General features: G+C 44.3%; 11 protein-coding genes. 3 read left to right on the top strand and 8 right to left on the bottom strand.

What is annotated here, in order from left to right:
- Positions 1-983, top strand: a 983-nt coding sequence (locus ACTF5U_RS11515) for an ABC transporter ATP-binding protein (protein WP_438971776.1), incomplete at its 5' end; no start/stop codon positions are given.
- 262 nt (positions 984-1,245) lie between these two features.
- On the top strand, positions 1,246-3,465 hold the full coding sequence (locus tag ACTF5U_RS11510) for an NADP-dependent isocitrate dehydrogenase (protein WP_438971775.1): 2,220 nt from the start codon (positions 1,246-1,248) through the stop codon (positions 3,463-3,465).
- A gap of 157 nt (positions 3,466-3,622) precedes the next feature.
- On the opposite strand, the gene ACTF5U_RS11505 is transcribed toward ACTF5U_RS11510, so the two are convergent.
- From ACTF5U_RS11505 to ACTF5U_RS11485, 5 genes are all read right to left on the bottom strand, one after another.
- The gene (locus ACTF5U_RS11505; RefSeq protein ID WP_438971774.1) at positions 3,623-5,986 is read right to left on the bottom strand and encodes a putative bifunctional diguanylate cyclase/phosphodiesterase; all 2,364 of its coding nucleotides are present in this window, start codon (positions 5,984-5,986) and stop codon (positions 3,623-3,625) included.
- Between the two features lie 286 nt (positions 5,987-6,272).
- Positions 6,273-6,494 (bottom strand): plasmid stabilization protein, encoded by a 222-nt coding sequence (locus ACTF5U_RS11500; RefSeq protein WP_438971773.1) that lies wholly within the window; start codon positions 6,492-6,494, stop codon positions 6,273-6,275.
- Between the two features lie 96 nt (positions 6,495-6,590).
- The gene (locus ACTF5U_RS11495; protein WP_438971772.1) at positions 6,591-6,869 is read right to left on the bottom strand and encodes a hypothetical protein; all 279 of its coding nucleotides are present in this window, start codon (positions 6,867-6,869) and stop codon (positions 6,591-6,593) included.
- A gap of 349 nt (positions 6,870-7,218) precedes the next feature.
- Positions 7,219-8,835, bottom strand: a complete 1,617-nt coding sequence (locus tag ACTF5U_RS11490) for an AAA family ATPase (RefSeq protein ID WP_438971771.1) — start codon at positions 8,833-8,835, stop codon at positions 7,219-7,221.
- A 187-nt stretch (positions 8,836-9,022) separates the two neighbouring features.
- Complete coding sequence (locus ACTF5U_RS11485; RefSeq protein ID WP_438971770.1) at positions 9,023-10,306, bottom strand: PQQ-dependent sugar dehydrogenase; 1,284 nt, start codon at positions 10,304-10,306, stop codon at positions 9,023-9,025.
- Between the two features lie 628 nt (positions 10,307-10,934).
- On the opposite strand from ACTF5U_RS11485, the gene ACTF5U_RS11480 reads away from it, so the two are divergent.
- The gene (locus ACTF5U_RS11480; protein WP_438971769.1) at positions 10,935-11,264 is read left to right on the top strand and encodes a hypothetical protein; all 330 of its coding nucleotides are present in this window, start codon (positions 10,935-10,937) and stop codon (positions 11,262-11,264) included.
- A gap of 86 nt (positions 11,265-11,350) precedes the next feature.
- On the opposite strand, the gene ACTF5U_RS11475 is transcribed toward ACTF5U_RS11480, so the two are convergent.
- The 3 genes from ACTF5U_RS11475 to ACTF5U_RS11465 all read right to left on the bottom strand — a co-directional run.
- On the bottom strand, positions 11,351-11,851 hold the full coding sequence (locus ACTF5U_RS11475; RefSeq protein ID WP_438971768.1) for a M48 metallopeptidase family protein: 501 nt from the start codon (positions 11,849-11,851) through the stop codon (positions 11,351-11,353).
- Positions 11,852-11,971: 120 nt separating this feature from the next.
- The gene (locus ACTF5U_RS11470) at positions 11,972-12,262 is read right to left on the bottom strand and encodes a DUF3144 domain-containing protein (RefSeq protein WP_438971767.1); all 291 of its coding nucleotides are present in this window, start codon (positions 12,260-12,262) and stop codon (positions 11,972-11,974) included.
- A gap of 291 nt (positions 12,263-12,553) precedes the next feature.
- On the bottom strand, positions 12,554-12,863 hold a 310-nt coding region (locus ACTF5U_RS11465), incomplete at its 5' end, for a thioredoxin family protein (protein ID WP_438971766.1).

Raw genomic sequence — 12,863 nt, 5'->3', positions numbered from 1 at the left:
AAGTGGTCGATGATCTCAGTCTGACACTGGGGGATTCCGAACTTCTGACGTTGGTCGGGCCAACAGGCTGTGGGAAGACGACAATACTGCATGCCTTAGCTGGACTCATTCCCATATCGGAAGGCATCATTAAGCTTGGCTCAAAAACGGTGACAGCAACGAAAACCATAGCGCCTGAAAAACGTCATGTCGGAATGGTGTTTCAGGACTTCGCTCTGTTTCCTCATTTAACCGTTGAGCAGAATATCAGCTTCAAATTGAAGGATATGAAACAAGCTGACCACTGGATTGAATTGTTAGGCCTGAGCCCTTGGCGACACTCAAAACCAGAGAATCTCTCAGGTGGCCAGAAACAACGTGTCGCTTTGGCGCGAACGCTGGCTCATGAACCGGCATTTGTACTGCTTGATGAACCCTTATCTAATCTCGATGCCGCATTAAAAGACGATCTGCGCTGGGAAATCCGTAATGCATTGAAAGAAGCTGGTGTCCCTGCTATCTGGGTAACGCATGATCAGGAAGAAGCGCTTTCTGTGGGTGACAGAATTGGAGTATTGCGGGATGGCAAGCTAGAGCAGATTGATCAGCCGGAAATTTGTTACAGCGAACCGGTTAATCGTTTTGTGGCGCGTTTTCTCGGTGATGCCAGCTTCCTGACCGGCACTTTGGAGCAGGGCGGTAATGTTGTTACGACTTCACTGGGCAATGCGCCAGCTTCTGCGGTGAATGGCGCCTATGGTGACGTTGAACTCTTACTGCGGCCGGATGATTTATCACTCAACGTTGCCGATGAGGGTAATGGTGAAGTTATCTGGAGTCGTTATGAGGGCAGTGCCCGTCTTTATGCAGTCAAAACGGACGACGGTGCCATTGTAAAAATTCGTTGTAGTCATGAACAACTCGCCAATCCAGGCCAGCGGGTTATGCTTCATATCATTACCACACATCCTCTGGCTGTTTTTTCTCAAATGAAATCTGAATAACAACGCTCGGATTGAGCTATGCTTATGTGAATGACATCGGCTCTGGATTGTCGATGATAAGCCCAATGCCGGGTGTCAGTGCTTCCTAATCCACAGCAACAAATTAGTCTGAACCATCCTGTAACGGCTCTGATAACGTATAATGTCTGCGATCAGAGAACGATACAATCATCCCTTCAGAAATAGTGTTATTGACTGGCATATAGCCGGGTTCTGAAAAATGATGTTTATCAAAATCAGAAAAAGTTAGTAAGGATCAAGAATGTCGAAAATTATTTACACGAAAGTAGATGAATCTCCCGCCTCAGCAACGTATTCATTGTTGCCCATTATTCGCGCTTTCGCCTCGACAGCCGATATTGAATTTGAAATAAGTGATATCTCATTGGCCGGTAGAATTATTGCTAACTTCCCTGACAATCTGCATCAATCTCAGAAAATCCCTGATCATCTAAGCCAACTGGGCAAGCTCACGCAAGACCCAAACACGAATATTATTAAGCTGCCGAATATCTCTGCCTCTATTCCACAATTGCGAGCTGCAATAAAAGAGCTCCAATCGAAAGGCTACGATTTGCCAGATTACCCGGATAACCCGAAGAATGATGTGGAGCAGTCGATTAAAGATCGCTACGCTAAAGTACTGGGATCGGCTGTTAATCCCGTTCTTCGTGAAGGTAATTCTGATCGTCGTGCGCCTGCTGCAGTTAAGAACTACGCACGCACAAACCCACACACAATGGGGGAGTGGAAAGCCGACTCTGCAACGGATGTCGCTCATATGGATGCGGATGATTTCTATGGCAGCGAGCTGTCAGTCACATCAACAAAAACGGATGACTATAAAGTCAGTTTTGTTGATGCAAACGATAGTGAAGTAGTGCTCAAACATTCAATTCCGGTACAAGCGGGTGAAGTTATCGACGCTACCCGAATGAAAGCACAAAGCCTGCAGGCTTTTTATGCCGATGCGATTGCCAAAGCTAAACAAGAAAACGTCCTGCTTTCATTGCACCTGAAAGCGACTATGATGAAAGTATCAGATCCGATTCTGTTTGGCTTTGCGGTCAAAGTGTATTTCAAGGACCTGATTGATAAACATAGCGCTTTGTTTGAAGAGCTGGGTGTCGATTTTAATAATGGTCTGGGCGATTTATACAGCAAACTGGCGAATGTTGATGCTGCTACCAAAGCACAGATAGAAGCGGATATTGCTGCTGTCTATGAAAACCAACCCAGCCTCGCCATGGTTGATTCGGATAAAGGTATTACCAATTTTCACGTCCCATCGGATGTGATTGTTGATGCATCTATGCCTGCTATGATTCGGGCGGGCGGTAAGATGTGGAACAAAGACGGGCAGCAGCAGGATACGCTAGCGGTGATTCCGGATCGTTGTTATGCCGGTGTCTTTAAAACCGTGGTTGATGACTGCAAAAAGAAAGGCGCATTGGATCCAGTCACGATGGGTACTGTGCCCAATGTTGGCTTGATGGCTAAGAAAGCCGAAGAATATGGCTCACATGATAAAACCTTCCAGGCATCGGCTGCAGGTAAGATTATTGTGACCAACCTTGAAGGTGAAATCGTCTTTAACTTTGAAGTGGAAGAGGGTGATGTCTTCCGAATGTGTCAGACCAAAGACGAACCCATCCGTGACTGGGTCAAACTGGCTGTCTCAAGAGCCCGTTTATCTGATACGCCGGCTATTTTCTGGCTGGATCAGAACCGTGCACATGACGCTCAACTAATTAATAAGGTGAATAATTACCTCCCCGATCTCGATACAGCAGGCCTTGATATTCGTATCTTGGATCCGGTTGTCGCGACCCAAATTTCTTTGGATAGAATGCGTAAAGGGCAGGACACTATTTCTGTCACGGGTAATGTCCTACGTGACTACAACACCGACTTGTTCCCGATTCTGGAATTGGGCACATCGGCCAAGATGTTATCAGTAGTGCCCTTGATGCAAGGCGGTGGTTTATTTGAAACCGGCGCCGGTGGTACAGCGCCAAAACTACTTTCACAATTACTGGAAAAGAATCACTTAAGCTGGGACTCATTAGGCGAGTTAATGGCGCTTGCGGCTTCTCTGGAGCATTTGGCCAATACACAGGATAATGCCAAAGCAAAAGTGCTGGCAGACACATTAGATGCCGCTACCGGCGTATTATTACAGGAAAACCGGTCACCCAAAGAAGCAACGGGTGAGATTGATAATCGTGGTTCACATTTTTATCTTGCACTCTTCTGGGCGCAAGCGCTTGCTGAACAATCTGATGATGTTGGTCTTCAAACCGTGTTTAAGCCTATTGCGCAATCTTTGACAGAACAGCAGAACAAAATTGTTGAAGACTTGCTGGAAGTGCAGGGTAAATCGGTGGATATGGGCGGTTATTACCTACCCGATGACACAATGATGCTTGAAATTATGCGTCCAAGTAAAACGTTCAATACGATTCTTGAACAGTTGAATTAAACCTTCATTGATTGCGTTGAATTCGAAAAGCTACTGGTGAGGCAGTTTTCGCCAGAGGTGTCACTCAAGACAGCGTAAGAAACCAAGATGACGATAGCTTTGATATGTTCATCGGCTTTGCTATCGTTATTTACTAGTCACAAAAATAGACACTGGGTTAGCTTTGCCAATCCTCGTATGGTTTCCAGTCAGTGACCCAGTCCACTATATCAGTAGCAGGCATCGGCTTTGCAATACCATAACCTTGTGCTAACTCACAGCCTAATTGCAAAAGAGCTGTACCATGTTCAACGGTTTCAACGCCTTCAGCGATCACGTTACGTTTGAATGATTTTGCTAACGCTATTACACCTTCAACAATCGCTAAATCATCTGGATCAACAAGCATATCTCTCACAAAACTTTGATCTATTTTTATGATGCTGGCAGGTAAACGTCTGAGATACGTTAACGAAGAATAGCCTGTACCAAAATCGTCCAGAGAAAAACTTACGCCAAGCGCGATACATTCATTCATGATGGAGGAAGTGTGCATTAAATTATCCAAAGCACTGGTTTCCAACACTTCCAATTCCAAATAACTAGGATCGACCGTAGGGTGAGCGGCTAGTAATGCCTTAAGCTTATTCAAAAAATTATTTTGTTGTAATTGCACTGCAGCAATATTGACACTAATACTAATTGGAAGATTGATCCCCATTTCATGCCACTGACTGATTTGTGTTAATACCGTTTCAATCACCCATTCACCGAGTTCAACACTCATAATATGATCATCAATGATGTGCAGGAACTCATGTGGTGTTAACAGTCCTTTTTCCGGATGTTGCCACCGGATTAGGGCTTCGGCACCAATCACACTGCCCGTTCTCATATTCACTTTGGGTTGATAATAAAGCACAAATTGTTCGTTATCCAACGCTTGGCGAATAGCTTCTATATTTTCACGCTGTACTTTAACGGCATCATCCTGTTCCGTGTTGAATAAGTGGTAACGATTCTTACCTGCTTGTTTCGCGATATACATAGCCTGATCAGCATGGCGAATGAGGTGGTCTGCATCGACATCATCGTCCGGATAAAGCGTGACCCCAATACTTGATGATACTTTTAATATTTTTTCATCTACCGTTACAGGATCTGCCGTCGCAGCAAGCAACCGCTCTAATACAGGCTGACAGTCTTCAACTTTGTCCAGGTCAACTAACACAGCAACAAATTCATCGCCACCAATACGGGCTAAAGTGTCTCCTTCACGTAATACTTCTTTCATTTTATGAGAGACCGCAATAAGCAATTCATCCCCCACCTCATGGCCAAATGTATCATTCACCCATTTGAAGCCATCCAAATCTAAAAACGCGACGGCAAGCGTTAGTTTTTTACGGCGACATTGTGCTATTGCCTGATTCAGTCGGTCTTCTAATACGGTACGATTGGGTAAGCTGGTGAGAAGGTCAAAATGGGCGATATGTTCTAATTGTTCCTGATTCTTTTTCATTTGTGTCACTTCAGTACACAAAGCGACATAATGGGTCGTAATACCATCTTCATCGCGTATGGCACTGATGGTTTTCATTTCAGGATACACCTCACCATTTTTACGTCGGTTCCATATTTCGCCGTACCAGTGACCATCTTTTAATAGGCTATTCCACAATTCATCGTAGAATCTGGCTGATTGTTTCCCAGATTTGAGAAGGCGGGAGTTCTTACCAATAACTTCTTCACGGCTATATCCGGTTACTGAAGTGAAGGTATCATTGACATCAATTATTGTACCGTCAGCATCCGTTATAGTGATGCTTTCTCGCGCGTTTGTAAAAACGCTGGCTGCTAGTTTTAGCTTGTCCGTATCTCTGTCTCGCTGAGCAAGCGTGGCTTCTAATTTTTCTTCTTTGTTATTCAGTTCACGCATCTGCCTGGTTCGGATACGATCATTCATGTATAAAAAATAGGCCATTAACAGGCCCGAGACAGAAACGAGCACAATTAACAGATTCTGAATAAGTTCATAGTCTCGTAGCTTCTCATTAATTGTGTTGTTCAGAATCTTTTCTGCCTTTCCAACAGAATCATTGAGTCTGATGAAGATGCGATCAAGCTCTTGATCGAGTTCGGAACCGGGTAGAGAGGTTATCTGTGCTTGCCATCTGCTTTTAGCAATGACTCGGAAGGAGCGAAGCGCCTGGAGCGTTTGTTCAATAGCAGGCCGTAAGTCAGGATTGTTGTCAACAATACCTTTGTTACCATCCAGTATTGCTTGTGCATACCACTCAGCCTCGTCCAGATGTGTCCAGACATTGTTAATATCAATGGATGTATCGCCGCCAAGAGACTCTTCAAACCAGAGATGAGCGAGAGTAGTATCGAGCTGGATTTTCATCGTCGCGTTAACTAACGGTGTATACCCTTTTGCTATAGCACGACCTGTATGTAAGGAGTAGTAAATAGCGGTAATAATTAAGAGCGCCAGCGATATCAGACCAATCGAAAATAGTGTATTTCGGCTTTTAATCATAATTCAAAAAATGAACCTAAATATAGGTAATAAGAGGGGCTTGACGCACATAAATGACGCGTTAATTAGCTAATTATTAAAGAGATAGTTCGAAACAGTACACTTTATTGCTGGAAAAATACAACCACTACTCTGATTGGGAGGGCTAAGGTTATATGGGACGGGCTTAATGAGAATTACATCAATACTGTTTAAGTATATACCTACTGGGCACACGGTGAAGATCTTAAGAGATAAGCATGCCTGAGGTTGGATACATGCTTTATGTCTCGGTCAATGAATTGCTTTAAGAACTGTTTTTATCACCTTCACGACTCGCACTGCGATTGTCTTTTTGGCCACGACCGGAGCCGGACTTGTTGCCACCACCTGATTCTTTATTTACTGTGGCCCAGGCTATTTGTTCGGCTTCCTCTTCAGAAACACCTTGTTCAAGATAGCCTTCTTTGATGTGATCGGCTTTGCGCTTTTGTTTATCGGTGTATTTTTCTTTACTGCCTTGAGGCATTGGGCACCTCCAGAAACTCAAGATAGAATGAGAACAATGAACCCTCTAGCGTGGGTCTATAATAATTAATCAGCCAGTGGTTATGGAGCAAAGGGCTTACAACCCTTGTGGTGCAGTTGATTTATTCAAGGTGTCAATGAGAAAGGACTCGGCGTGTTCCAACGCTAAAAGATAGTCAAATAAAGCGCCTTTTTCCATCAATCCATTGAGCTCAGTTTCTAAATCGTCTTTTTTTTGACTGTTTTTTTTAAGGACAGCTAAGTAAGCATATTTAGCAGCCACTTCTTCTGGTGATTCAGATTCTGTGCCACCGTTATCAATGATTTGGACCACTTCTTCTATTGATTGTGCATTTTTAATTTCTTCTGAAATCATACATTTCTCCTAAAACAATGACACAGTTATGTCATTTCAGATGCAAAAAATTGAGCGCTATGAGACCGGCATAACCTTAGTTAAGGAATATATCGTTTTGCCATTAAATAACTCTCCATCCTTGTATATTGTTTGATTTCTTTGATTGCGAACGCTCAACCCCTTTGTATTGAAAAAGACTTATTACGAAGTTTTACCTCCTAATAACTGTGAAAAGGCGTAATGCGAAAAGTTCGCCTTTATTCAACTTAAGCAGATTCCCGAGTGGCATTTCATTATCCTTCATCTACTTACCAAGTCTGAAGCTATGCATCACAATCACTTTATCGAAACTCGTGCTTCAAACAAGCTATAAAGCTTCGGTGATCTTAATGGCACGGAACATGGCACATTGGCGGAAGACATCAATATCCGCATCCACTTTCATATTTTTTGATACCCGCAATACCAGTCGTAACAACATTTTCATGTCTCGAGGACTGATTTCTTCGAAGGTCGCCAGCAATTGAGCCAGCAATTTGTCGGATAACTCAAACTCATATTGGCTAGCAAAAACTTGCCATATTTTGGCTGCGTTTTCCGGTGTGGGAATGTTGTATTCAATAATGGCAGCACAACGAGAAATGATTGCTTCATCAATATCTGAAGGACGATTGGTGGTCATAAACAGCAAACCGCTAAAATATTCCATCGTGCGTAAGAACTCGGCAACAATGGCATTTTGTTCAATGTTGTCACTGCGTTTAACGATAAATACATCGGCCTCATCCAGCAGCAAAACGCAGTCCCAGCGCTCGGCGCGAGCGAAGATAATTCTCAGGTTGGCTTCAATATCTTTGGCATTGGTACCCAATGAGCCGGAATGCAGTGAATACAATGGTCGTTCTATCAGCTCGGCATAAATCTCGGCGGTCAGGGTTTTCCCCACGCCCGGTACGCCTTTGCACAGAATCACATTACCAGCAGTTTTGCCCTCAATAATATCGCCACTGAATACATCAACATGGGTGGTTAGCACGTCAAGCAAGTCGTGGTGGGTTTTCGGCAGAATGAGCTTGTCTTTCAACGACAGGTCATACTGGTACCGAGTCAGATAATCAGCGTGAATCCAGACAAAACCATGTGTTTTTAAATTAAACACCCGCAGTAAAGGCCATTCAGGCAGCGCCAGCACATTATCCTCGTCCTCCACCAGGCAGGATTCTCTTAACTGCGAATAGGTTTTGACATCACTTTCCGCCATATCGTGAATAACGCGGGTATCAATCACCGAGCCATCGGAGTTGGCTTGGGTTTTATCAGTGAAAATCAGCCCTCTGGCCACGAACTGCTCTGAAAACGCATTTTTAATTTCACGACAATAACGACCATAACTGTCTTCGTATTCTGCTTTAAGTGCTGGTGTTTCTTTATAGACCCGTTTGAGCTCAAGTGCTTCATTGATTCGTTTTTTATTGACGTCTCCAGGTCCAAAAGCAATGTAGTCATGCTCAAAACCGAAGTAACCTTTCTTCAGGTTGGGTGAAAGATGGCAGACATGCATTAGCAGCATTTCATCGGCATGGGCGGTGGCAGGTTTATAGCTGAAGTCGGTAACCAGTGCCGGATACAATTTGGCGTCGTCTTTTTTAAGATAGACCCAACCATCAATCAGCTTATGTTTGAGGTAGGATTCGAGTGTCGATGAAAACGCTTTGAAGTTGGGAATAGGGGAGTCAAACTCGCCATCACGCGCCAGCAGAATCGCCTCAATTGCCCGCCTTGATTTGATATCGTCCAGCACCTCAGCCACCTGAGCCATATCCTGTAAAGCGGCGAGTGTGAGCTGACGGGGCTCGATTTCCATTTCCGTGGTTTTGATATAACCGCGGCTATCGGCTTCTTCTCGCGCCACTCGCTCACGATAGGGTGTTAACTCTCTATGCTGTGTGGCTTTGATGAAATCGTGTGAAACAATAAATGACACGTACCTATCCCCATTAAAAGAAAAACTGACTTATTCATTGCAGATAAGTTCAGGGTAAAAGCTGGCTTGGTTTTACACAATTAAAATTTGTTCGCTTGCATTGTGCATGGGGCCAACTAAGGATGGTGTCTTAGTCTATGTTTTCGGTTTGAAACAGCACTGCATCCTTGCAATGCTGTTGTAGATCTTACTTCGGCATAATGCGATAGATGACGCCTTTACCCATAACGGCATACAGACCACCCTCAGGTCCCTGAACAAGCGTCCGGAATCGCCCCGGCTCCATAGGCAAAGGCATTTCTGTCACAGCATTGACCGATTTTCCATTATCAGCAATGTCTAGCAGTTCAATCCGGTTGCCGACGGGTGTGCCGCCAAAACCGATTCCCATGAAACCGACGGCCAACCGTCCGTTCCAGTCTCCCCACTGTTCACCGGTTAGGAAATCAGCAGTGCTGATACCCTGAGAGAGCTGATTGTTTTGCCATGCAGGTTTGATGGCATCCGGATAAGTTTCAAGGTCGGTTATCGGCATGTACTCTGACCGTTTATCTGGATCCATACCTTCTTTCTGATTGGGCATATAACCGCAGTAATCATCGGGACAGTCGCCGCGGCCCGCCATATTGGGCTTAGGATCCCAACCACTATTACCCCCGGCTTCCAGCATATTGACTTCATCGGAGTGCCAGGGACCATGTTCTGTTATCACTGGCTGGCCGTTTTCTGGGTGGAAGGTCAGGCCCTGGACGTTGCGATGGCCATAGGTGTAAATTTTGGGATCATAATTGTCGGGCGTTCCATTATCAGGAGCGGCCTTACCATTACGGTCAATGCGAAGCACCTTGCCGCCCAGTGATTCCGGAGACTGTGGCAATCGGCTGTTATGGTTGTCGCCGGTCGTGACGTATAGGAAGGTATTATCCGGACCAAACTGGATTCGACCGCCGTTGTGGGCACCGGCTTCGCCGAATGGATGATCCGTCGGTTTGGGTTTAAACGGAATATCTTCCACAATATCAGTACGGTCAGAGACTTTTGTGAAATCTTCATTGACCTTCAGCCGCAGCACACGGTTGGTCGCCGGTGGCGTTTTTTTAGAGGCGGAGTAAACGTAGATATAGCGGTTTTCCTCAAAGTTGGGGTCGATTTCAACGCCGTTCATTCCTGCCTGCCCCTGACAGAAGAGGTCTTTCTCAGTTGAGGCGAAGTCCTTTGTATCTCTGAGCCCTAATAGATGATTGACGTCACCGTTAGGCTCACGGACGGACAGGCCACGACATTTTTCGGTATAAAACATCGTGCCGTCATCGAGCAATTCAATATCCCAGGGGCTCTCCAGTCCAGAAATAACTGTGCTGTGGCTCAGTTCAGGGACATCAGCGTTTGAATAGGCCATTGCAGGCAATCCAGCCAGGATTGCTGAGGCCATGATGAGATTGATTGGTCGCTTGGTTAGTCTGTGCGACATGTTGGCTTCTCCTTTATTAGTAAGATGCTGTTATGTACTACACATGCAATGTCATAGTTAAATATTTCAGAAAGGATCCGTGCTTTCTTTTGTGATCCTTACTATCGTGACGCCTCCTACCGGCGAATTGTTCCTCGTTTATTGAGATGGTTAAGTGATGGATGGATAAAACGAAGTTCACCATTATTAATTCTTGCATTGTTTTCTAAACAATGGCGTAGATTGATTTGATATGATTATTTCAATCGTCGTATCTAATAAGGAAGCAAAATGCGGAAGGTTTTAGCGAAAGAATCAATAAAGTTTCTAAAGTTCGGTGCTGTAGGATTGCTGCTAATCATTGTTCTTGTGCTGGCAGGAGAACAACTTAGCGGTTTAGAAGCACTGATACTGGGTCTCACTCCCTATATTCTTTATCAGGCTTACTGTGCCATTTACAGGACAAAGCGTCGTCACAAGAAATAATCCTCGACAACGTCGTTTCGAAAATCGAGTGCAATCAGCTTGATTTACGTAATTTTCAAGTTAACTGAGTCTTGAGTTGCGCTATAGCCAGAAACACGAAACTAAATTACAGTAAACGCATCTTAGCTATAAAATGTCTCTTCATAATCAGGGAACCATCATCATGGTCAAAACACTTGACGAGCGCCATGCAGAATCGGAACGTCAATTATCAAAGCCAGCACCTTGTGAAACGGAAGCGGAGTATCGCAAAGCGGCCGAAACCGGAAACCCTGAAGCTGTTCTGGCTCTAGCAAAGGCTCTGATAGACAACAGCATTGAACATCAGGATCCGGATGAAGCCTTGCTCTGTCTGGAGCGGATCCGAAATGTAGCGGGGCATGGAGCCATTTCCGATGAAGAGTTAGCCATCGTTGAGAGCAAGGCTAAGAAAAGACAGCACGAACTCGGCGAAGCCGAGCAACTGGAGTACATGCATAATCAGGATGCCTGAATAGAGGTAGATTTTGCGTGTGGTTGTGAAGCGACTTCGGGAGCTGTTTAGGTCTAACCAATTTTCAATAAGACCACGCCTGTCAGCTAATACAAGGCACCGAAGAATTCGAGATAGGTAAGATAAAGTCGCACATCAAATTCTAATTGATGGTAGTTCGGTTCCATGTACATACAGAGCTTATAAAAGGCTTTGTTATGGTCTTTCTCTTTCAAATGTGCCAGTTCATGCACCACGATCATATTTAAAAATTCCGGCGGTGCGACCTTGAACACAGAACCGATTCGCATTTCATTTTTGGCTTTTAATTTACTGCCCTGAACACGCGATACATACGTGTGTAATCCCAATGCCTGATGCAAAACATCCAGCTTGTCGTCATAGATGACTTTGCTGAGCGGACTGGATTGGCGTAGGTATTGATGCTTTAAATCCATCACATACGCATACAAGGTTTTACTCGTTTTAATGTCGTGTGTGTCAGGATACTTTTTTAACAGGAACTGGCCGAGTGTTTCAGTAGAAATAGCCGCCCTGACTTTCTCGAGAACGGGCTCTGGGTAGCCATTGAGATAAGTTAATTGCATCGGATGTATGTTGTATTGGATGCCTGATTATACCGTGCTTTAAATAAGTTTTACTGCATGGATGCAAAGACAAAAAAGCCGACGCAATGTCGGCTTTTTTAGTTGATAAGCGAAGTCAACTTACTTTGGGTTGTACTCATCAAAGCGTTCGATATATTCGTCGAGATTCGTTGCCATCATTTCTGCAAAACGCTGAGTGAAATACTCAATGATTTTTTGTTTTTCTTCTTGTAACTTTTCAACCTCATCAAACTGAGGTGCAGTGCTAAATACACTGAAACGTGATGCAGAGAACAGTATTGCAGCATTGACATTGTCCACTTCGGTTTCTGCATGTTGCTGGTTAGCAAGGTCAATAAATTCATCACAACGTTCTTGGAATGTTTTTTCAGCAGGGGCGTTTTCGCTCATTTTCTCTCTCAGTAATAATAGTTAGATATAAAGTTTTGATTAGCCAAAAATAGACTGTCACTTCAGGGTTAAATGCCTGTTTAGTTGTCACCAATTCTCAAGGGGGAAACAGACTTTTCTCTCTGCCATGTCGGTCAATATGATTTTAGAGAAGTTAGAGTACGTCATTAGCTCAAATTTATAAAGCCAGTTCCAAATTCTTAAACATAGTTTAGATGGGGGCTAAAGCATGAAGCTAAACGTGGGATTCAGTTCATTGCATTGTCGTACTGATTTGATAGTTAGCTGCTTTTACTTGATTTTCGAAAGTAATTGGCGAACCTCGTCAGAGCGTAATGGCCTCACTAGACGAGCCACCTCATTGCCATCGTGTAGGAGTATCAAAGTCGGCCAAAGCTTTACCTTGAACGCACGTCCCAGTCGTTTGCCTTTTCCGTCATATATCTTAATATGACGCAGGCCTGAATGTTCCGTTACTGCTTCTTTTATCGCAGGTCTTGCAGCCTGACAGTGTCCACACCAAGGAGCGCCAAACTCGAGTAACGCATCACCGGCTAATTCGCCGATTTGTTCAACTGTAAATGCCTCCTCATCGTAATCA

Source organism: Methylophaga sp. (assembly GCF_965655755.1).
Taxonomy (GTDB): domain Bacteria; phylum Pseudomonadota; class Gammaproteobacteria; order Nitrosococcales; family Methylophagaceae; genus Methylophaga.
The sequence above is the reverse complement of the archived record's forward strand: the minus strand, read 5'-3'. Positions and strand labels throughout refer to the sequence as shown.